Origin of the sequence: Bacillus cereus group sp. MYBKT14-1 (assembly GCF_051915185.1) — a bacterium.
Taxonomy (GTDB): domain Bacteria; phylum Bacillota; class Bacilli; order Bacillales; family Bacillaceae_G; genus Bacillus_A; species Bacillus_A cereus.
The window spans coordinates 43,367-64,752 of sequence record NZ_JBQAEF010000019.1; the positions used below are offsets into that span (position 1 = coordinate 43,367).

The window sequence follows — 21,386 nt, forward strand, 5'->3', positions numbered from 1 at the left end:
AAGAAATTCAAAAACATGACATGAACATTACACTTTTGTAAGATAATAATTATTTCTTCACTTTAGAAATTGTCATTCCATCACCAATTGGAACGAGTACAGATTGTAAATGCGGGTCGATTTCTATCATTTCATTAAACTTCTGTATAACGTTTTTGTTTCGCACGCTTCTCAGCTACACTACCGCCAATAACGTCTTTCACGCCAATTTCGCCACTTATCACGTAATTTCCTTATACCGTTTATTACGCCTTCTATTATACCCTCAATTATAATCTCTATTACAAAGTATCTTATTAAACTAATAATAGGTTTAATTACGTATTTCCTTATGAATTCAAGAATATCCTCCATCATATTTCCCTCCTTTTTTCAAAAGGAAGCTGCTACTCCTCCGCGTCCTTTTACGTCCAATTACAATTGCTGCCCTACTGCGGCATATATCAACAAAACTAATACGTCAACAACATCCACAATAACGCTATTGAATTTGGAAGAAACTTCGGTAAATACTAATACTATAACATGGCTAAAAGAATTATTTTTTCATCTATATTTGGGGATGCTCCCAAAAACTTTATAAAATCAAAGACAACTTTACTACAACTCTTCCCGTAACTAATTTATTATCGTGGTAAACCGTCTTCCACTACATCCGTAACAGTTCCATTCGGTTCAAAGATTACACGTAATGATCCTTCTCCACCATAACCAGTATAGTCATATACTGAATAAGATTTATATTTCTCAATCACATGTGGCTGTCCAATTGCAGCTTTTACCTGATTCGCGGGCATACCTTTTTTGATTTTCAAATAGTGATTGTAACTTACTGCTGCCGAATTGTTATTTACATCTTTATACCACGGTACACGATCGTTTTTTTCTTCATATTCCTTTACAGGCTCTTCAATACGTTTCATAGATACCTCATTCTCTTTATCTGTACCCTTTATAGCAGTACGTTCAATATTCACAACGTAACCATATGTATTTAATTCAACCATAATTTCATATGTACCATCCGTATCTTTTTCAGTATAAAATACGCGTTTTTCATTATTATTATAATGTTTTATATTCTCACCACCGTAGTCGATCGTATTAAGAATATCCGTATACGTCATACCTTCCTCAATCTCTTGAGATTCGTCATGAGAAATATAACGCTTCTTTGATGATGGAGCATCCTCATTTTTAATACTTTCACGTTTACTCGTGGTCATAGGTGTTTTCTTCTGATCTTTTAATACTTCTTCACCTTCGGCCTTCGCTGGTTGCTTTGCTCCTACTTTTGTTAATACGTCTGTATCGCTAGAACAAGCCCCCAAAATCGATACTGTAGTCAACGCCACCCCTACTATAAGTACTTTCTTAAATAACTTCATTCTAATCCCCCCCGGTGTTTTTTAATATCTAGTAATCAACGTATTTTAATGAATACGGAACTATTCAGTTCTATACAATTTGCTATAGCCTTCTCCCTCATACACCTTTTTTTATATAAAGTGAAACTTTAATCAGCCCTCACCAATCGGGCTTTTATGGGATAAATCTACCTATTAGTAATAACCGGTGAAACTACAGCTAGTCCGAACACGATCGCCAATCATCTTCGTTACAAATATTAACATTAAATACAACTAATAAATAGTATATTCCTTCTATTTATTTACATTTCTGTTACGAAATCTTATCTTAAAACGAGCAATATGAAAATGGAATTCACAATATAAATTACATATCCTATATATAATAACATTTAAATTAAATTCCAAAGTAACTTTACATGCATTTTCTGTTTTAACGCCAAAAGAAAAGACCTTTCTAACGATTTTATTCCATCGCTAAAAAGGCCTTTTCTATTTCGTCTAAAAACTTAGCATTCTTCTGGTTTACCAGCATTCGTCGCTGTACGGAAAGATGATCCACATCCGCATGATGCGATTGCGTTTGGATTGTCGATTGTGAATCCACCGCCAAGCATAGATTGTTTATAGTCAATTTTTACTCCTTTAACAATTGGAGCACTTTCTGTATCGATAACAAATTCAACACCGAAAAACTCAAGAACTGTGTCGTCTTCTTTTGGTTCTACTTCAAATCCTAAGCCGTAAGAAAGACCGCTACATCCGCCGCCGTGTACAGCAAGGCGCACATACTTCTCTCCATCTTCAGCATCTTTTAACATATCTTTAATTTGAAAAGCTGCTTGTTCTGTTACTTCAATCATGAAATACACCTTCCTTTCTGTTCTTAGTCCATTATACATCTTTACGCTTCTATCTTGTACTCATACACTCCGCGGCAAATTACTTCCGCAGGTCCTTTCATCAACACGTTTCCTTCTTCAGTCCACGCAATCATTAAATCGCCACCAGCTAAATGAACAGTAATTTCCTTACCGCGTTCCATCTTTCCATTTAAAATAGCAGCTACAACTGCAGCGCACGCTCCTGTTCCGCAAGCTTGCGTTACACCAGATCCACGTTCCCAAACGCGGAAGTTCATCTCGTCATCATTCAAAATTTCGATAAACTCAACATTTACTCGCTCTGGAAACATTTCATGTGTCTCGAGGACTGGTCCAAGTGTTGTAAGAGGTGCTTTTTCTACATCATCAACCAAAATAACCGCATGCGGATTTCCCATTGAAACAGCTGTAAATGCATAACGATGATTATTATATAAGAAGTTTTCACGAATAAATGGCGTTTCACCTTCACCAAGCATCGGTATTTCTGCACGTGTTAGACGCGGTGCCCCCATATCGATTTTCGCTAATGTCACGACACCATCTTCTACTGTTACTTCAGCCGTTACAATACCAGCTAACGTTTCAATTGTGAAAACTGTTTCTTCTACTAGTTTATGCTCATACGCATATTTCGCTACGCAGCGCAAACCATTACCACAGCTCTTTCCTTCAGAACCATCATTATTAAACATGCGCATTTTCACCGGAGCTACGTCTGAAGGGCAAATTAAAATCATCCCGTCTGCTCCAATACCAGTATTAATATTTGAAACCTTTTCGGCCACAAGGGCTAAATCTTCTTCAGGAATTTGCTCTTCAAACATATTTACATATATATAACTATTGCCAAGACCATGCATTTTTGTAAAAGAAAATTGGCTCATTTATATTCACTCCAAAAATAATTTGTTATGTTAAGTATAAAATGCATGCTTTTAGAACACAATATGAATGTCCCCCGTTTCTCATATTTGACAACGTTTGGCGATGAGCCACTCTTACACAATTTGTGTAAGAAAAAAGCCCTTCTAAAAAGGGCCTTTTTTTATTTATCCCACTATTTTCAATTGGGGAAGGCTAATAATCAGCATTAGTCTTCCCCACAAAATAAAGTTTTATCTAATGGAAAAGGTGCTGCTAATTCGCAACACCTTAAAACATTGGATTTTCATCCAAATACTCATATACATTATTAACAAGCTCTTCTACTGTTGCACCTTGTACAACTTCACCATTTACAAGTGCAAACGGTCCTTCAAAACAAATACCACAATACCCTAGACAACCGTACTCCATTACATCTAAATTCGGATCTTTTTCTAATTTTTCTAGAGCTGCTTGTGAACCACTTGCAAGGTTACCTACACAAAATTCAATTAATGGTTTAATCAAAATTCTCCCCCCTGTACTACAAAACAAATTACCTTTTCACTTTATCTATAAGAAGAAAACTAAGCTGTTTCTTGTTGTTTTCGTTACACAGTCTAAACTATTTAGTTACTTCATTACTTCACTTCAAAGTAGATGACTTCTTCTATATAACATGCTACTTCCAATGAAATAGTAACTACAAAGGAAAAACAGTTTATTTTACTTTTCTTCTTATTGTACAACAGAGTATTCATTCATGCATTGTTATTTGTTCACAAATTCGATATAATTTGATTGAGTAAAGTCAAAATATTTTATTAATATAAAATTTTATGATTAGGGGATATTTCAACAGAAAAGGGGTAATCCATCATGAAACACCTCGTAATACTAGGTGGCGGCTACGGTGGAATGAGAATTCTGCAAAGGCTACTTCCAAGCAACCAACTTCCAGATGATGTACAAGTGACATTAATCGACAAAGTACCATATCATTGCTTCAAAACTGAATATTATGCATTAGTTGCGGGTACTATTTCAGAAACGCATATTCGTATACCGTTTCCTGAACACCCACGCCTCAATATTCAATACGGCACAATAACAAATATTGACCTCGAAGAAAAAGCTGTTCATCTCGATGGCGGCGAAGCAATCCAATATGATGACTTAATTATCGGACTTGGCTGTGAAGATAAATATCATAACGTTCCTGGGGCTAGGGAATATACACATAGTCTACAATCAATTGAACAAACACGTAAAACATATGAACAATTAAATAGTCTAGAACCAAATGCAACAGTAGCTGTTGTTGGTGCTGGCTTAAGTGGCGTTGAAGTAGCAAGTGAACTTCGTGAAAGCCGTTCTGATTTAAAAATCTATTTATTTGATCGAAAAGATAGAATTTTATTCCCATATCCAGAGAAATTAAGTAGATATGTAGAAGAATGGTTTGTAAAGCATAAAGTTAACATTATACGAAACTCTAACATTACAAAAGTAGAACCAAATATTGTGTACAACCACGATGAACCACTTGAATGTGATGCAATCGTCTGGACAGCTGGTATTCAAGCAAATGAAGTTGTTCGAAACCTTCCAGTTGAACAAGATGGTAGCGGACGGGTTGTTTTAACAAAATATCACAATATTCCAAACAACGAGCACGTGTATGTTGTAGGAGATTGCGCAGCACTTCCACATGCACCATCTGCCCAACTTGCTGAAGGTCAAGGAGAACAAATTGTCCAAATATTATTAAAACGTTGGAATAATGAACCCCTCCCTGATGAACTACCTGTTATTAAATTAAAAGGTGTTCTAGGATCTCTTGGTAAGAAGCATGGATTCGGTTTACTCGCAAATCAACCGTTAATGGGACGTGTACCAAGATTATTAAAATCCGGCCTTCTTTGGATGTACAAATATCATAAAGGTTAATACTTTACAGGCTGTCTACTATGTAGGCAGCTTCTTTGCATCAGTTTTTAAAAATTATCAGACACATCTTTCTCAATATGTATAATGATTTATTTTTCATTTTTATATTAAAAACTATTGATAAACAGTGTATGCTATTTGTAAGTTGTTTTATTATTTCCTTGAAGACCGAATTCATTCGGTCTTATTTTTTATGTGATAAATACTTTTGTAGGAGGCATTACATTCCACTTATGAACTTATCGAAACTAAACAATAGAGTAGAAGCGAAAAAGAAAGAGTTAATCTATCTCGTTGAACGATACGGATTCACTCATCATAAAGTGATTTCTTTCAGCCAAGAATTAGATCGTTTACTTAACTTATTAATAAAACTCAAGACGAAGAAAAAACGTTGCTCTTTATAACCGTTATCTTCTCTTTTTTGATACGATATAACTAGAATCAGAAAGGAGCGATTTATGTTTATATTAAAAAACGTTATATATAAAGATATACTACACATTCCTTATTTACAGATTCAAAAAGAAAAGATTACTTGCATTATCGGTGAAAGCGGAAGCGGAAAAAGCACGTTGCTTCGCATGTTAAACGATTTACAATCTCCAACATCCGGCACAATTGAATATAACGGAAAATTAATTTCTGATTATCATCCTATTCAATTACGTCGTGACGTAGTTATGCTTGGGCAAACTCCACCTATTTTTGATGGAACCGTTAAAGACAACCTATTAATGGGACTTCGTCTTTCTGAAAAACCATTTCCAAATGATGATGCCCTGCGGAGTGCATTACAAACCGTTAGCTTAGACAAGCAATTAGAAGATAGCGCCTCCTCACTATCTGGCGGTGAAAAACAAAGACTTGCCTTTGCACGTATCGTACTTATGGATCCGCCTGTCTATTTATTAGATGAACCTACTTCAGCATTAGACAGTGATACAGAACGCCGCGTTATGAAACAATTTACTGAACTAGCACGAAAAAAGAAAAAAACAATTATCTTCATCACACACTCACAACAACTTCCAGAAGAAATTGCAGACGACATTATTGAGATTAGTAAAGCAAACGGTGCAACTAGAAAGGAAGTGCTCTCTGTTGAAGGGCGTTATTGAACTCCAAATTTGGCAACTTGCAGCTGCCTATATTTTTATTCTTATTTTAATTGGACTTGTAAAATTAAAAGGAATACCTCGCGAAAAACAAATCGCGCTCGCAACATTCCGTATGACCATTCAGCTCGTACTTGTTGCATATGTCCTTACATACGTATTTGAAAACAGTAATCCATTTTATACAATTGCTCTCATTACTTCTATTACTACCTTTGCAATTTTTAATATTTATAAACGAGTTAACATCCCAATGTCTAAAGAATTAAAACGAGTAGCCGCCCTTTCCATGGTCGCCGGATCAATTGGGCCACTTCTACTATTTATCTTTGTTATTATCGGACATGATCCGTGGTATGCTCCGCAATATATCGTCCCTATTACAGGAATGTTAGTTGGGAATGCCATGACTGGTGTTTCTCTCGGCGCAAATACGTTCTTAAACAATATGAAATCGCAAAGAGGCCAAATTGAAGGTGCACTTATGCTCGGCGCAACACCGAAAGAAGCAGCTGCTCCGCTCATTCGAGACGCTTTTGACTCTGCTATTTTACCAACAATTAATTCTATGGTCGGAATGGGAATTATAAGCTTACCAGGCATGATGACTGGTCAAATATTATCCGGTGTATCACCATTCACAGCCATTCAATATCAAATCGCCATCATACTCGGTATTTCTGGAAGTACTGCCTTTGCTGTCATTATCTTTTTACAGCTTGGATATAAAACGTTCTTTAATAAGCGATGTCAATTGAAAGAAATTGACTATGGTGCACGGTGAATCGTGCGTAGTTCACGATGAATGAAATTATATTAACGATTTTTTCAATATATCTATCATAACTTGCAATATATCAACGATTTTTCAAATATATCTATCATAACTCAGAATATATCAACGATTTTGTACGAAATATCGATTTACCGACAAAAAGTGACATAATAAAAAGAGGAGGCTATCTGCCTCCTCTTCTATTTACTTACGCCTTCTTAACGAACTGTGATTTTAACTTCATAGCTCCGAAGCCGTCGATTTTGCAATCGATATCGTGATCGCCATCAACTAGACGGATACTCTTTACTTTCGTACCGATCTTCACAACTGAAGAAGTTCCTTTTACTTTTAAATCTTTAATAACAGTAACTGCATCGCCGTCTTGAAGAACGTTTCCGTTCGCATCTTTTACAACTTTCGCACCATCATTATTTTCAGCTTCTGCTTCTTGGCCCCACTCATGAGCACATTCTGGACATACGAAAAGAACGCCATCCTCATACGTATATTCTGAATTACATTTTGGACAATTTGGTAAAGTAGCCATAAATTCATTTCCTCCGTTCATTATTTATACGTAAAAATCAAAATTGATGTTTACATCTCGATAAATAAAATTTGTATAGCATTTCTTTATAGTGCCATAGTCTCACGTTATTGACAAGCCTACCTCAAATTCTCATTTTTTATTGTATTTTACAAAATTTCAATTTGTATGCCGTTTTTCTATTTGCTCTTCTACTAATTTTAAAAATCTTCGTTGTGCATTTTTATTTTTTACGAGCAATCGAACTCTTAGCTTACTTTGTAAATATGAGCGAACTTTGTAGTTCGTAATAAATAACTTTCGATACTTTTCGTCTTCATATATGATTCGAAACCATTCATACTGCTGCAAGTAACGTATGTTAGCATCAATCTTTTTCGTGTGTAAACCCGTACTTAAACTAATCGATCCTATTAGAGCTTCTATTAATGCTGAAATTATTTCTCTTCCCTTAATAAATAAAAGAAGAACCTTCACAAGATTCTTCTTTTCAAAATGAACGAGTTCCCTCTAGAAACCCCAATTATTTTCTTCAATGTAAATTTGATATTCTTCTACTTCTTCTTCACTTAACTTCTTATTATTTTCATATACCTCTTGCCACTCGAAATAATCTTCATCGAAATAAACAGCAAATTTAATTTTCACGTTTTTCTTCTCTGTATAATCATAACCAGTAAACTCTACTACGTCATAATCTTTTTCTTTCTTCACAAACTTCCAAGTTGGATTATCAGTCATAATCTCTAAAGTAACCCCTTCGCCACTTGAACGAACAACGTTTTTAATATTCGGCTCAGTTGGTAAAAAGGACAGCCCGAACGCAGCCAACCCATACACAATCCCGACTATAATCTGTAAACCAATCATACCAGCAATACTCACGCCGCCCTTTGATTGTAAGAAATACGCCTTCTCATGATCAGACGCATCTTCTCCCTTACGAAAAACACGAACAGCCTGCTTATAATATAAACGGTTTCCTTGCCATCCAGTAAATATCATCATTCCTAATTGAAGAGCTAAACTAAATGTTACATAAATCCCATCTGGAATATCTATAAAAGGGGGTATAACTATACTAGGTATAGCCAATAACGCAAATATAATAAATAACTTATACATTTTACGATAAGCTAACCAAAAAGTTGGGAAGAAAAAGGCTACCCAATTCCATGTATTCCCTTGCGCTGGATTTTCTACTTTACCCCACTTAAAGTCATAATAAGCTGTATTCTTTTGAACAACTTTATGTAATTCTTGTGGAGAAATCGTTTCTTGTAAAACCGTGTCCTTCACGTACATCATCCTTTTCTTATTTCTATATACATTTATTGTATATGGACAAAATGAAGGAATCTAACAAAAAATACACATATTTCATAAAAGTGAACGGAAATCGAATATATTCCGACAATTATCCGTTTCTTATTTCATTTTACTTTTAAATATATTAAAATAATCGTGTATCATACCTTTAATACACTAAGTTAATTATTTTATATATTCACTAAAAAGGATGCATCAAAATCATTTTTATACATCCTTTTTAGTGAATATATACTACTATTTTAAAACAAACATCTCGACTTAAGAGTGCTCACAAATTAGCCTTCTACTATTTCAAACATATTTCCACTTACACAACTAATGAATAGTCCATTATTACCTTCCTCAATTGATACAATAAAATCTATTACAACAACATTTTTAGGGAGTTTAATTATATTTTTTACTTCGCCACATTCAGCATCAAGTATTATCAATTCTAAATTTGAAGTTCAATGTAAATTTCTCCATCTTTATATAACAGAACCTCTGTAATATCATGTAGAGTAGTATTATTCCAAAGCACTTTACCTGTTTGAATATTAATACCACAAATTCTGCCTTCTCCTAAGGACAATACCATCATCTCTCCGATAAGAAATGGAGGCAATTCAATTTCAAAAGACATATTTACTTCATATAACTTTTGACCGCTCTTATGATCATAGCATTGTATTTGTCTACTTACCCCTTCATATCCATACTCAGTTCTTGTTAATAGTATTTTTGCTTCCTTTGATTCAATGCAAGAGTACCATACCTCATCAAAAGCTTTTTCAAAAATTAAGTTACAGCCTTCTTTTCCATATTCCCACTTTTGTAATACCTCCATTGCTACACATATAAAATGTTCATTAGTTAAAGTAACTGGTTCATTTGGATTACAATCTTCCATCATTTGTTTCCATCGTGTAGAAGCATCTAATAATTGAATGGCAATTGCAACATTACTATATGCATCAACTTCCCCATCCTCATCAAAAGGATTCCCTGCTAATACATAGTAATCTGTGCCAAGATGGCACTGCAATTTTTCTCCTCCGACTCGAACATTCTTTTCCCATACTTTTACTCCACTTTCAAGCTCTAATAAAACATTGTAGCCTTCTTGTGTAATAACTAGTAAACGTGGTAACTCTTCTCTCGTAGTTTTTACATCTTGTATAATATGCCCTTCTATTTCTAAATCCCATAGAAGCTCCCCACAACTTGATGAAATAGCGTACAATTTCGCCATACTTTCTCCAAATCTATTTGCATGCCAAATAATTACGACACCATTCACAGTAATGCAATTACAATCTTCTACTATTGGAATACGGCACTGCCAAATCTCTTCTTTCGTTTCACTATCGAGTTTACGAATTCTGTGGTTATTTTCCTCTACATAAAAGATACTCTTCTTATCATGAGATAGTACCGGAGTAAATATCGGTTCAACCTCTCTCCCTTTTAAATACTTCCATTTTAATTCATACTTGTCGCTTGTAGCATGATAAGTTCGATACATAATTTCGTCATTTCCATTTACAAGTTTAGGAACAAATGGATCAATTTCTAACATTCTATGGTAAGCATCTTTGATTCGAAAAGAATCAACTCCACTCATGTAAATCTGCCCTATCTCCTTTTTAAGAAACGAAAAAAGTACTCGTAAAAATTGCTCGCTATCAACACTAGCTAATTTCTTGCCTCTCTGATTAATAATGAGAAATTCCCCATCTTTCTTCTTAAATTCCATCTTTTTTTCATATTCATTTAAGAAAATTGTAGCGTCATTATATTTAAAAACCTCGATACAAGCATCAAACAGCTGACAAATCGGTCCTATTATGTCTGTTTTTTCTTGAAACACAATTCTCTCATCTATACTAAGTACTATTTCTCCAGCATTTTCTGTCGGCAGTTTATTTAGTTCGATTTGAAACTTTTTCATTATTTCCTCCCTCTATTGCGTGTTATCTAAACTAACTATAATATATGACATAAGATTCTTAAAACTATTATTTGAGGTGACCGAATATGAAGAGTACAATTTGGGCAGACGATGACTATTTAAAACTAGCACCCATTAACGATGAACTAATCAAAAAAGCAGAAGAAGTACTGAACGTAAAGCTTCCAGAATCATATATAACCCTTCTAAAAGAACAAAATGGGGGAACTCTTCGTCTCGATGTTCACCCTACTTCAAAGCCAAATTCTTGGGCAGACGATCACGTTAATGTATCTGGTTTATATGGTATTTCTTTTAATGAAAATGAATCTAGTATTTTAGAGAGCCGCTATTTAATTCGAGAATGGGAAATGCCTGAGAATATCGTACTTTTATCTGGTGATGGACATACATGGATTGCATTAGACTATCGAAATGTAGCTGAAAATCCTCCAGTTATATTTATCGATAATGAGTTTGAGGAAATTATTGAATTAGCACCTAACTTTGAAAGTTTCTTACAAAACTTAACTACTTATGAATATGACGAAGAATAAGCCTGGCTCTAAAAAGGAGCAAGATTTTATTACAAATTTACACGCCACTTTAAAACCACTCGGCTTTAAGAAAAAAAGACATACATTTTTCAAAGCTGAAAACGGATTTTATAAGCTCATTAACATACAAAAAAGCCAGTTTGGAGATGATTTTTATATAAATATAGGAGTTCACCCTATCGGTCTCCCGCAGCTTATTACGAACCAATTACAAATAAAAGAAAACATTTCAATATTCGCTTGCATTCTACAAACAAGAATAGAGCCTATACATATCAAACAGAACCAGCTATTGCACAATGTTTCACATGAAACTATCAACATTCCGAATTACCTTTCTACTATTTTCGACTGGTTTCAAACGTGGGCATCTTATGAAAATTTAGTGGAAATAAATATACATTCCATTACTCCGGTACTAGCTGTCGTTCCAATATTAGAAGAAAAAGCGTTTCTACTTCTTACCTGTTTTTCTTTCTACAAATTAAAACAGTACGAACAAGCTAATCGCTACTTCCAGCAATATTTACATTGCACCGTGCATCTGAATACCGAGGAAAAAGAGCCCATATTCTTTCACGAAGTTGATATGTATATGAAAAAACTAGTAGAAAGTACAATGTAATTTCACATTGTACTTTCTACTAGTGCTTTATATTCCTCTTGTAACTTTTTAAATCGTTCTTCATACTTTTGCATCTTCACAGTATCCGTTTTTGAATTAAGGACTGGCCTTCTTCTCCCAGTCACCATTATATTTTTCCCATCTATTGCATCGTTCATATATACGTAAGGTTTAAAAGACTCACATACCGTATATGGCAATGCTACAGAGAGTTTTGCATACTCTTCCACTTTAAATTGATTAGATAAGCTTAACTCCTTTAAATTTTTCAATTGCATTAACGGTTCTAATGAATCATCTTTAACCTTTAAATTCATCAAAGTAAGCTTTTGCAACTGCTGTAATTCAGCGAGTGGTTTTAAAGTTTGTACTTTCATCGCTGTATTTATTCCACCACCCATATAGAAGGTATTAAGTTGTGTGCACTTACTTAAAGCACTTAAATCTTCTAACTTAGAAAAATCATCAATTAGTAAGGATTTGAGTTTTTTATTATAATCAATGTCCCATAACGTCTTCGCTTTTGTATTCCAGCACATATACAACTGTTGTAAATTAGACAATTTCTGAAGGCTACTTAAATCCTCGACCCTCATTTCGTACACGTATAATATATCGGGACAAACATACGTAAGAATATGATCAAACTGCTTTTGATTTACTGTGAACATCCATAACTTTTTAACTTTCAAAGATGCTAGTCGTTCTATATTTTTTGTTTTCCCCTCAATCGCTACTTCTTCTAAATCACCAGCTATACCTGCTAAGTCTTTCATAATCTTCGGCTGATCACCAATCGGAAACATGTTATCCCCCCTACAACTCCCAAGTAATATTCATTTCTTCAAATGAATCCTTACTAACTTCCAATCCTTTACTATCTTCCGTTCCAATCATTGCTACTTCTTCTTTGGACAACTTAATTTCCTCATTTGGACTTTGGATTTTTTTCTTATACACGAGTTGTAAAAGCTCTATTTGTTCCTCTGTCAGTTCATACTCTTCTTCTAGTCTTTCTATTGCTGATGCTGTATCAAGTAATGGAATTTCTAATAAGAATCCGCCGTGCTCTTCCATCTCTTCAAATGAATCAATTGAATACGCACCGCTATCCTCAATCCAAAATGCAGTTGTAATAAAAGGAACTGTTTCGCCTTCTACTTCTTCTAATACGTATTGAAGTGCTTCTTCTTTCGCAATATCTATTACTTCCGAAGGTGCCCCTTCAAAATAATTTTTCGCATCAATCCACTCATCAATTCTCTCGCTATTCACATCTTGAAGACATACAATCGTGTAATTCGGATGAAACGTAATTGTCCCTTGTCCGCCTTGGCTATCTTGCATACTATAGTTAAATCCATCCCATGAACTTTCATGTGAGAAATCTGGACAATGCGCTACATTAATTGCATGGGCAATCGAATTTAAAACGCATCCTTTCCATAATTGTTCTCTATCTATATGTAATTTATATTTACTCATCATCTTCCCCCATGCGCATATTTTTTTCTATTATCTTTCCTCTACACAATACTTGTAAATACTTTTCTATCTACTACAAAATAAAAAAGACAATACACCCCACTGTATTGTCCATTTTCTTCCCTACCATTTCTCTCTACACGTCTCAATTAAATGCAGTAAGTACCTCTTCGTCATATCTGCTCTTCTCCACCTTGAGAGCATTCGCTTTTCTTTTGGATTGTGCCGTATTCTCGCTACTTCTTTTAATAAAAGCTCCCATTCTTCCGCTGAACGTTCTGACAAGTATTGTAATCCTCTATCTTTTGAAACGATTGTTTTATGATCTAGTGTATATAAAATGCGTCCCATCGTAACGACAGCTGATTCTACCCACTCTTCTATAAAAAATAAATATGGCTTCTTCGCCTTTTCACTCCAGTACTGTTCTACGTTGTATTTCATCGTATTTACTACATCATTCCATTGTATTTGCAGCGGAAGATCTTCTGCTTCTTTTCCTGTAACTGTAATGCCTTGATTTTTCAACGTCCACCATGTGACCGCATTAATGTCCCAATGACCAACATTAGCTTTACCGTCTGCACAATACACGTACTCGTCCATTTCATCATTGTATTTCCCTAAGTCAGCAAGCGGAATATACATACCGTCCATTCTTTTACCTAGCGTATTGTCACTAAGTTTCTTATGTAGTTCCACAAGCTGCTGTTTTTCAGCTTCATTCACGGAATCATTTATCACTGTAACAAAATCAACATCGCTCGTTTCCTTATGAAATGCACCTAGTGCGATGGATCCGTAAATATATACCCCGACTATTTTTTCATCCAAAAAAATTTCTTTTAATTCTACTGTGTACCGCTCCATTAACTGTTGTACTTCCGTTGGTAACGCATGCTTCACTCCATTTTTCATATCTATCCCTCCAATAAAAAAGCCTTTGCAAATTCGCAAAGACTTCTTGTTTTATAAATATTTCTCGATTTCTTCATAAACATCCTTCAAACGAGGATTTCCTTCTCCAACAATTTCTCCATTTACAAGAACGACCGGATAAAATAAATCTTCTTCCACTACGCGCTCAGCGAATGCTTTTTTATCTGCATCTTCTTGTTCTTCTTGGAAATCAATATACTCGAAATTAAATTTATTTTCTTGTCCTTCATATTTACGACCAATTGCCGCTTGTAACCATTCAAACGTTTCTGTTGAAGATGGCATTCCGACGCAGCTCGCACAAATTACTTTCGTCCCATACACTTGAACATTAACCATTTCTTCTCCCCCACTTCTTGTTCCAACAGTATATTCAGATGTCTTATTACATAAGCACATCATTTTACAAACTTATTCCATACCCCTATACTGAAAAAACACGATACAATATTTCGACAATAAAACAAGAAGAGAAAAAATAGATTTTCCCCTCTATCTTGATTATAATAAAACTGATGAAAGGAGTCGATAAAAATGGAAAACCCACATATGCAAGAACAAGTATTAGAAGTATTAGATAAATTACGTCCATTCTTACTTCGCGATGGCGGAGACGTTGAATTAGTAGACATTGAAGAAGGTATCGTAAAACTACGCCTTATGGGTGCATGCGGAAGCTGCCCAAGTTCTACAATCACACTAAAAGCTGGTATCGAGCGCGCGTTACTTGAAGAAGTACCAGGCGTTATCGAAGTAGAACAAGTATTTTAATTAAAAGCGGAAGCGGCTCGTTCAAAATGTGAGGGGGATGGAGCTTCTGACATAGAGGCGCTTTTTGCCTCGGCGGAAGAAGCGAAGCCACCGAACATTTTAGCCGCTGGAGCTGGATATTAATCTAAAAGCGGAAGCGGCTCGTTCAGAATCGCCTTCTAAAAGGAGACCAAATTTGGTCTCCTTTTTTTATTCAAATCACATTTATCCGTTAACATCATAAAACAAAATTGGAAATCCTTCTCAAAAAATGCGATAATTAATACTATATAGTGAATCGTTCACACATATACAGTAAAAAAACATAGGGGGGACGACAGATGCCAAAAATGGGGAACACTTTTGTAACAATCCAAGAACTAGAAAAGAAAAAAGAGTATTTATTAGGCCTTTCATCCGTTATACCAACATGGAATACAAGCTATCAATTTTTATTTAAAGAAATCCAGCAAGAATTATTAGGTAAAGTAAATGAAAAGCTCGAAAGGCATCAATTCGTTTTAAATATATGTACAGATCAACAGGTAGGGGCATAATGTATTACATAAAATTGTGGTATATAAAAAAGAGACCTCACTCGGTCTCTTTTTTATATTTTTAAGATAACCAATCTAATTTTCTAATCCCGAGCTTATCTACTGGTAAACGAAGTGAGCCATAAAAATGCTTCATAAATTGCTCTGAGCGGTTCACATCGTGTAAAATGGCTTCTAAGCGATCTCTATATATGCTTTTTTGTTCTTCGTTTCCAGTTTGGTAATATCGTTCGACCGTTTCAAAATAGTGAAGCGGGAACAGGAGCCTTGCAAATAATAAACGCCAACCAAATGAGGACAGCGAGTAATTCCGTTCATAATCTGTAACAAATTGAACGATTGTTTGATCCCAGTCTTTCTTTTTTTCAATCATCATATAGCGAATCCATTCTGCTATATCTCGAGTTGGGTGATCATACACCCAATCAAAAGGAAGTTTGAGACGCTTCGTTTGATGCCATAATAAAGGTGTGAATCGTTCTTGGCAAATTGTCGCTGCATCCGTTAGTTGCGGCGTATCATCCATTTCTGTATCAACAACATATTGAATGGCATTTTCTGCAACTCCTAAGTAATACGGGAAGGATTCAATAAACAATTGATCGAATACGTCTGTAGGGTGGTTCATCACTTGTGATTGCCAAAACTTTTCTAACTGATCGAGTCTCTTTTCCCATAACGCTTTCCATTCACCAATGCGGCTTAATTGCTCGATTTCTTCCGGAAAGAATGCACCTCGTTTATGGAATATAGAAAGTTCACTTCCTAATGACGTAGCATGTCGTTCTAACGCTCGCATACCTTTTAATAAGCAGTAATTTTGTTCTTCTATCTCACTTACATAGTAGCCGTGTATAGTTGGAACGAAAGTCGCTACAGTTATATCCCCTTGCTGGTTCATATAGTCACTGAGCTTTTTCATCTCTACAAGTACTTCTTCCTCCATTTCTCCAATTGGAACAAGTACATAAATTTTGTTGCGAATCCAAAAGCTTTTATAGGGGCCAAGGGGGATTAATTCTTTAACATGCATGTGATAATGCTCATAAATATGCTGAATCATCGCAGTCGCCACCTATGGTTTTTCTTTATATATATGAGCTTGTGCTCGCCTTTCATTCCTATGCACAGGATAAAGCAACGAAACGTATACAAATACTAAAAAGAAAAAAAGGTGATAAACATGAAAGAATCAAATCAACTACAAGAAAGAGCATTACAACTATTACAAGAACGTGGTGTAACAATTGACGATATTGCTGAACTTGTTCATTTTCTTCAAAAAAAATATCATCCAAATTTAGAGATGTCAGAATGCCGTTACAATGTAGAACGTGTACTATCAAAACGTGAAGTACAAAACGCACTGATTACTGGTATCGAACTCGATGTCCTTGCTGAAAAGGGAATGCTAAGTGAACCGTTACAAGATATTGTAAAACGTGATGAAGGCTTATACGGAATTGATGAAGTTATCGCACTTTCTATCGTAAACGTGTACGGCTCTATCGGTTTCACGAACTTTGGATATATTGATAAATTAAAACCTGGTATTTTAGAATACTTAAATGATAAATCAACTGGAAAAGTGCACACATTCCTTGACGATATCGTTGGCGGAATTGCTGCCGCAGCTTCAAGCCGTTTAGCGCACCGAGCTGAGCACTCAGAATAATAATGTTTTCTAGGCCGTCAGTTTCATGCTGACGGCCTTTCGTATTCCATAAGCATAAATTCTCTTCCGCGACTCAAAAAAATAGTCCCTTGTTTAAATCCGATATTTTTATATAACGTAATCGCTCTTGTATTAAATGTTGCTACGCTTAATCGAAACATTTTTGCATTAAACTCTTTCGTGGCAAACGCTATTCCAGCTTGGAAGAATTCTTTCCCTATTCCCTTCCCAGTTAACGCCGGCTTCATGCCAAGTCCGATATCAATCACATCTTCTCCACCATATAAATTAGCATCTCTTCCACCTGGCACTTGTGCATTTGCTCCAAAACAAAAATAACCGATGAGGTCTCCTTGATCGTCACAACAGCCATAATACGTTCCATCTAATAGCTCTTCTATTACTTCTTTCTCGCCTGAAAAACTATATAAACTATAAGGTTCCTCGTACGTCCACGTATTTATCTCCATCGCTTCTTCTTTTGTTAACACATGTATATCCAACCTTCTCACTCCTTATCAAATTTCTATATATTTACTCATTCATTTTTCACATTAAATTTCCCTCTAATTGCAATATGCAGAATTACATACGCACAGCTATTAAACAGATGGTACAATTTATTTGAATCGCTGTTGCTACACTTCTTGATTAGAGAAAAGGCGTTAACACGGAAATTAGCGTCTTATCAACCTCAAGCAATTGGCACATTTTGTCATCTTAAAAGACACTCGAACGAGTGTCTTTTTTTCTATATCCAACAAGGACTTACTCATTTCAAAGTATAAATACATAAAATAATGTAAATCATGACACGCATGAATCACTTTCTAAAAGTTATAAAGTAGATTCAAAATAAAAAAGCACTCTTAACTAGAGTGCTTTTTACTTTCAAACAAGGAGGCTACATATATGGATAGTACTCTCGTATTTAACTTTGGCATTGGTATTGTTATCATTTTATTCGTCTTCTTTGTACTTTGTATGAGCGGGGTATAAAAAGGCGATTTTCGAGCGTCTTTTTATACATACATATGTATTACTTGACTTCTATAAAAGTAGTAACCATAATAGTTACAGAAATGCAAATAGCTATTCACATATCCACAAATAGGAGGAAGAAAAATGAAACATGTAATCGTTTATGCACACCCGAATACAGAAAGCTTCAACCATGCGATTTTAGAAACGGTAAAAAGTGAATTAGAAGGAAAAGGTCACGAAGTACGCGTTCGCGATCTATACGAATTAAACTTTAATCCAGTATTAGGCGCTTCCGATTTCATCTCATTTTCTCAAGGAAATACACCAGAAGATATTAAAGAAGAACAAGAACATATCTCTTGGGCTGACAGCATTACATTCATTTATCCAGTGTGGTGGGCGGGACTTCCTGCTATTTTAAAAGGATACGTTGACCGTGTATTTAGCCATGGATTTGCTTATGCTTACGGTGAAAACGGCATTGAAAAGTTATTAAGCGGTAAAAAAGGATTGTTATTATCTACAATGGGCAATACGAAAGAAGCATACACAGCAGGGGGCATGTTTGATGCAATGAAGAAAACAGCGGATGTTGGTATTTTTGAATTTACAGGCATTGAAACAATTGAGCATACATTCTATACAAGTGTCCCTTCTGTGGATGACAGTGTGCGTAAACAATATCTTGAAGAGGTTAAAGACGTTGTGAATCGTGCGTTTTAAATAAAGTTATATCAGCGATTTTCTAAATATATCAGCGCAACTCAGATTATATCGGCGATTTTCTAAATATATCGGCGATTTTTCAAATATATCGACTTACCGACAAAAATCGACACTAGTCACAACGAAATAAAAAAAAGCTGTTCCAAAGTTTGGAACAGCTTTCTTCATTACATCTTCTCAATCCACTCCGTCAAGTTATGCACAACTTGCGTTGGTTGTACTTCGTATTCTGTTAACTTCTCCACAGTTGTGACTCCAGTGTGGACAAGAAGGGTATGCATACCAGCATTTATTCCTGCTAAAATGTCTGTATCGTAGTTATCCCCAACCATTAATGCTTCATTCTTTTCTATGCCAAGCACTTTCAAAGCTTGTTCCATAATGATTGATTCTGGTTTTCCGATAAAGATTGGATCCACACCTGTTGATACTGCTACAACTGATGTTAATGAACCATTACCTGGTAATAACCCTCGCTCAGTTGGGATGGCAATATCCCCATTTGTAGAAATAAACGTCGCGCCATTACGCACAGCAAGACACGCTTTTGCTAATTTTTCATATGTGATGTCACGATCTAAACCAACAACAACGAAATCAGGATTTTCATCCACAAGTTCAAATCCTTTTTCCACAAGTGCATCGTGTAAGCCTTCTTCACCAATCATATATACAGTTGCGTCTTGTTTACGTTCATAAATGAAGTTCGCAGTCGCCATACTCGTTGTGAATACTTGCTCCGCTTTCGCCGGAATATCGAAACGAACAAGCTTTTCTGCCACTTGTTCTGGTTTGCGAGTTGAGTTATTCGTAACGAATAAATATGGAATGTCGCGCTCTCCTAATGCTTTTACGAAGTCGCTTGCTTCTTCAATTTGTTCTTCTCCGCGATACATCGTACCGTCTAAGTCAATTAAGTAACCTTTATACATCGATTATGTCTCTCCTTCTATGCTAACGTTCTCACCTTATCATACCACTCTTATATTACCCGCTTTTCCAAAAGAAAAAAACGCTTTACCTTAAAGCGCCCCATAACGTTCATTTTTTCTCTTTTATTTGGTAAGAACAACTACAATCTCCCTCGCACATATTTGCTAGCGTTTTCACTTCTGCGTTCGTAAATAAACGCTTATACATCTCTTTTTCATCTTCACACACTTGCGGGAATCTCTCGGCAATTTCCTTTAACGGACAGTTTTGTTTTTCAATTACGAAAGATTTCTCTCCATCTCTCTTTATTTGAACCATATAACCATTTTTCTCTTGCATAGCTGCTATCTCTTGCACTTTATATGCTAAATTCTTTTGATTACTCACTCTCTTTTGTAACTGTTCTTCCATTCGCTTCGTTCTCTCTTTTAAAACGTAACGAAGTATTTTTTCATCGCCCATTCGAGCTAAATCTTCTAGCATATCAATCGCAAATTGCTTATACTCTTTCGGGAATGTATCTTCTCCCTTTTCGCTTAATCCATACAAATAAGTTGGTCTTCCGACATGTTGCCTTACCATCTTAGAATAAATGAGTCCGTCTTTCTCAAGATTACTTAAATGTCTTCGAATCGCCATTTCTGTAATCTCTAAAACGTCAGCTAGTTCCGCTACCGTGTGCTCTCCCTTTACTTTCAACAATTGTACAATCTCGTCTTTCGTAGTACGTGCTTCCCCCATACTTCACCCTTCTCCCTTTTCTTTCTCACATACAATATAAGATCCCCAAAAGGCATTCTCTGGGGATCTTATAAGCATAATTATTCTGGTACAAATGCAGATACAGGTCCTAATTCCTTTTCTAAATAACTGCGAATATTTGCTGGGTATTTCTCTACCACTGCAATATGTTTTTGAATCGTCTTATATAATTCATCATGATTCATTTGAATATAATCTTGCGTAAGCATTTTTCGAAGAAGGATAATTTCTTTCATCCCTTGTCCATCTTCTTCACTTATCACTCGCTCGTCCATTAAAATATCAATAATATCTTCATAGCTTCCTGGATCGCGCATAATAAATCCATCAATCATCGCATTTCCTACATCTAATACACAATCAATAATAAGATGGGCTATGCGCTCTAATGCGTAAAATTCAAACTCGGTTTCATATATCTTTTTCTCTTGAAATGTACTTGTTGCTCGTTCTAAACATACTAGCATTTGTTCTATTTTCTTTCTGTCTACAAAATACATGAATGTCACCTACCTGGAAATTAAAGCATTTACATTTTAATTGTAACGCTTTCTTCTGAAAAAATCGACAATTTTTCGAATTCACCTTTTCTCCGTTATTTGTTATAGTTATAT

Annotated in this window: 26 protein-coding genes and 2 pseudogenes; 10 read left to right on the forward strand and 18 right to left on the reverse strand. The window is 35.4% G+C overall.

Features of this window, described 5'->3' with window-relative positions; all coding sequences use genetic code 11:
* Positions 1-49: 49 nt before the first annotated feature.
* The 5 genes and pseudogenes from ACTFO4_RS26545 to ACTFO4_RS26565 all read right to left on the reverse strand — a co-directional run bounded on the left by ACTFO4_RS26545 (position 50) and on the right by ACTFO4_RS26565 (position 3,649).
* Positions 50-224 (reverse strand): annotated as a pseudogene (locus ACTFO4_RS26545) (methyltransferase).
* 402 nt (positions 225-626) lie between these two features.
* A complete protein-coding gene (locus ACTFO4_RS26550) occupies positions 627-1,388 on the reverse strand; it encodes a hypothetical protein (RefSeq protein WP_440014520.1) in 762 nt (253 codons plus the stop codon).
* A 491-nt stretch (positions 1,389-1,879) separates the two neighbouring features.
* Positions 1,880-2,233 carry a HesB/IscA family protein gene (locus ACTFO4_RS26555; RefSeq protein WP_000573826.1) on the reverse strand — a complete coding sequence of 118 codons (354 nt, stop codon included), beginning with the start codon at positions 2,231-2,233 and terminating at the stop codon, positions 1,880-1,882.
* 41 nt (positions 2,234-2,274) lie between these two features.
* Positions 2,275-3,141, reverse strand: a complete 867-nt coding sequence (gene dapF / locus ACTFO4_RS26560; RefSeq protein WP_000077400.1) for a diaminopimelate epimerase — start codon at positions 3,139-3,141, stop codon at positions 2,275-2,277.
* 268 nt (positions 3,142-3,409) lie between these two features.
* A complete protein-coding gene (locus ACTFO4_RS26565) occupies positions 3,410-3,649 on the reverse strand; it encodes a YuzB family protein (protein WP_000595026.1) in 240 nt (79 codons plus the stop codon).
* A gap of 351 nt (positions 3,650-4,000) precedes the next feature.
* Between ACTFO4_RS26565 and ACTFO4_RS26570 the strand changes: the two genes are divergently transcribed.
* From ACTFO4_RS26570 to ACTFO4_RS26585, 4 genes are all read left to right on the forward strand, one after another.
* Positions 4,001-5,071, forward strand: coding sequence for an NAD(P)/FAD-dependent oxidoreductase (locus tag ACTFO4_RS26570; protein WP_000682068.1), 1,071 nt, complete (start codon positions 4,001-4,003; stop codon positions 5,069-5,071).
* Between the two features lie 233 nt (positions 5,072-5,304).
* Positions 5,305-5,478 (forward strand): aspartyl-phosphate phosphatase Spo0E family protein, encoded by a 174-nt coding sequence (locus tag ACTFO4_RS26575; RefSeq protein WP_017674502.1) that lies wholly within the window; start codon positions 5,305-5,307, stop codon positions 5,476-5,478.
* 54 nt (positions 5,479-5,532) lie between these two features.
* Entirely contained in the window at positions 5,533-6,192 is a 660-nt protein-coding gene (locus ACTFO4_RS26580) for an ABC transporter ATP-binding protein (protein WP_000470312.1), read from the forward strand.
* Complete coding sequence (locus ACTFO4_RS26585) at positions 6,176-6,973, forward strand: ABC transporter permease (protein WP_000679254.1); 798 nt, start codon at positions 6,176-6,178, stop codon at positions 6,971-6,973. The genes ACTFO4_RS26580 and ACTFO4_RS26585 overlap by 17 nt, the downstream gene beginning before the upstream one ends.
* Before the next feature lie 199 nt (positions 6,974-7,172).
* On the opposite strand, the gene phnA is transcribed toward ACTFO4_RS26585, so the two are convergent.
* The 4 genes and pseudogenes from phnA to ACTFO4_RS26605 form a co-directional block, all read right to left on the reverse strand.
* A complete protein-coding gene (phnA, locus tag ACTFO4_RS26590) occupies positions 7,173-7,514 on the reverse strand; it encodes an alkylphosphonate utilization operon protein PhnA (protein WP_000212737.1) in 342 nt (113 codons plus the stop codon).
* 159 nt (positions 7,515-7,673) lie between these two features.
* Entirely contained in the window at positions 7,674-7,955 is a 282-nt protein-coding gene (locus tag ACTFO4_RS26595; RefSeq protein ID WP_031312441.1) for a hypothetical protein, read from the reverse strand.
* A gap of 69 nt (positions 7,956-8,024) precedes the next feature.
* The gene (locus tag ACTFO4_RS26600) at positions 8,025-8,822 is read right to left on the reverse strand and encodes a DUF2628 domain-containing protein (protein WP_002026505.1); all 798 of its coding nucleotides are present in this window, start codon (positions 8,820-8,822) and stop codon (positions 8,025-8,027) included.
* 299 nt (positions 8,823-9,121) lie between these two features.
* Positions 9,122-10,779, reverse strand: a pseudogene (locus ACTFO4_RS26605) (outer membrane protein assembly factor BamB family protein).
* 86 nt (positions 10,780-10,865) lie between these two features.
* On the opposite strand from ACTFO4_RS26605, the gene ACTFO4_RS26610 reads away from it, so the two are divergent.
* Both ACTFO4_RS26610 and ACTFO4_RS26615 read left to right on the forward strand, forming a co-directional pair.
* Positions 10,866-11,336: an SMI1/KNR4 family protein gene (locus ACTFO4_RS26610; protein ID WP_002025033.1), complete on the forward strand. Its 471-nt coding sequence runs from the start codon at positions 10,866-10,868 to the stop codon at positions 11,334-11,336.
* Positions 11,323-11,961: a DUF4304 domain-containing protein gene (locus ACTFO4_RS26615; protein WP_025686781.1), complete on the forward strand. Its 639-nt coding sequence runs from the start codon at positions 11,323-11,325 to the stop codon at positions 11,959-11,961. Before ACTFO4_RS26610 ends, ACTFO4_RS26615 begins: the two co-directional genes overlap by 14 nt.
* Before the next feature lie 2 nt (positions 11,962-11,963).
* On the opposite strand, the gene ACTFO4_RS26620 is transcribed toward ACTFO4_RS26615, so the two are convergent.
* From ACTFO4_RS26620 to ACTFO4_RS26635, 4 genes are all read right to left on the reverse strand, one after another.
* Positions 11,964-12,767: a leucine-rich repeat domain-containing protein gene (locus ACTFO4_RS26620; RefSeq protein WP_000483944.1), complete on the reverse strand. Its 804-nt coding sequence runs from the start codon at positions 12,765-12,767 to the stop codon at positions 11,964-11,966.
* Between the two features lie 10 nt (positions 12,768-12,777).
* On the reverse strand, positions 12,778-13,446 hold the full coding sequence (locus tag ACTFO4_RS26625; protein ID WP_061457841.1) for a hypothetical protein: 669 nt from the start codon (positions 13,444-13,446) through the stop codon (positions 12,778-12,780).
* A gap of 123 nt (positions 13,447-13,569) precedes the next feature.
* Positions 13,570-14,364, reverse strand: a complete 795-nt coding sequence (locus ACTFO4_RS26630) for a nucleotidyltransferase domain-containing protein (RefSeq protein ID WP_061457842.1) — start codon at positions 14,362-14,364, stop codon at positions 13,570-13,572.
* 51 nt (positions 14,365-14,415) lie between these two features.
* Positions 14,416-14,724, reverse strand: coding sequence for a YuzD family protein (locus tag ACTFO4_RS26635; protein WP_000248588.1), 309 nt, complete (start codon positions 14,722-14,724; stop codon positions 14,416-14,418).
* Positions 14,725-14,919: 195 nt separating this feature from the next.
* On the opposite strand from ACTFO4_RS26635, the gene ACTFO4_RS26640 reads away from it, so the two are divergent.
* Positions 14,920-15,156, forward strand: coding sequence for a NifU family protein (locus ACTFO4_RS26640; RefSeq protein ID WP_000431159.1), 237 nt, complete (start codon positions 14,920-14,922; stop codon positions 15,154-15,156).
* Between the two features lie 320 nt (positions 15,157-15,476).
* The gene (locus ACTFO4_RS26645; protein WP_001125507.1) at positions 15,477-15,692 is read left to right on the forward strand and encodes a hypothetical protein; all 216 of its coding nucleotides are present in this window, start codon (positions 15,477-15,479) and stop codon (positions 15,690-15,692) included.
* A gap of 61 nt (positions 15,693-15,753) precedes the next feature.
* Here ACTFO4_RS26645 and yutH read toward each other — a convergent pair whose 3' ends face one another.
* Positions 15,754-16,755 carry a spore coat putative kinase YutH gene (gene yutH, locus ACTFO4_RS26650; protein WP_000614215.1) on the reverse strand — a complete coding sequence of 334 codons (1,002 nt, stop codon included), beginning with the start codon at positions 16,753-16,755 and terminating at the stop codon, positions 15,754-15,756.
* A 120-nt stretch (positions 16,756-16,875) separates the two neighbouring features.
* Between yutH and ACTFO4_RS26655 the strand changes: the two genes are divergently transcribed.
* Positions 16,876-17,367: a phosphatidylglycerophosphatase A family protein gene (locus tag ACTFO4_RS26655; RefSeq protein WP_000665103.1), complete on the forward strand. Its 492-nt coding sequence runs from the start codon at positions 16,876-16,878 to the stop codon at positions 17,365-17,367.
* A 23-nt stretch (positions 17,368-17,390) separates the two neighbouring features.
* On the opposite strand, the gene ACTFO4_RS26660 is transcribed toward ACTFO4_RS26655, so the two are convergent.
* On the reverse strand, positions 17,391-17,870 hold the full coding sequence (locus ACTFO4_RS26660; protein ID WP_000351222.1) for a GNAT family N-acetyltransferase: 480 nt from the start codon (positions 17,868-17,870) through the stop codon (positions 17,391-17,393).
* A gap of 622 nt (positions 17,871-18,492) precedes the next feature.
* Between ACTFO4_RS26660 and ACTFO4_RS26665 the strand changes: the two genes are divergently transcribed.
* On the forward strand, positions 18,493-19,074 hold the full coding sequence (locus tag ACTFO4_RS26665; protein WP_000683439.1) for an NAD(P)H-dependent oxidoreductase: 582 nt from the start codon (positions 18,493-18,495) through the stop codon (positions 19,072-19,074).
* 170 nt (positions 19,075-19,244) lie between these two features.
* Here the strand turns inward: ACTFO4_RS26665 and ACTFO4_RS26670 are convergent, their stop codons facing one another.
* From ACTFO4_RS26670 to ACTFO4_RS26680, 3 genes are all read right to left on the reverse strand, one after another.
* The gene (locus ACTFO4_RS26670) at positions 19,245-20,009 is read right to left on the reverse strand and encodes a TIGR01457 family HAD-type hydrolase (protein WP_006918861.1); all 765 of its coding nucleotides are present in this window, start codon (positions 20,007-20,009) and stop codon (positions 19,245-19,247) included.
* 109 nt (positions 20,010-20,118) lie between these two features.
* Positions 20,119-20,751, reverse strand: coding sequence for a helix-turn-helix transcriptional regulator (locus ACTFO4_RS26675; RefSeq protein WP_000503345.1), 633 nt, complete (start codon positions 20,749-20,751; stop codon positions 20,119-20,121).
* Between the two features lie 80 nt (positions 20,752-20,831).
* Positions 20,832-21,272 carry a DUF86 domain-containing protein gene (locus ACTFO4_RS26680; protein WP_000274006.1) on the reverse strand — a complete coding sequence of 147 codons (441 nt, stop codon included), beginning with the start codon at positions 21,270-21,272 and terminating at the stop codon, positions 20,832-20,834.
* Positions 21,273-21,386 lie beyond the last annotated feature (114 nt).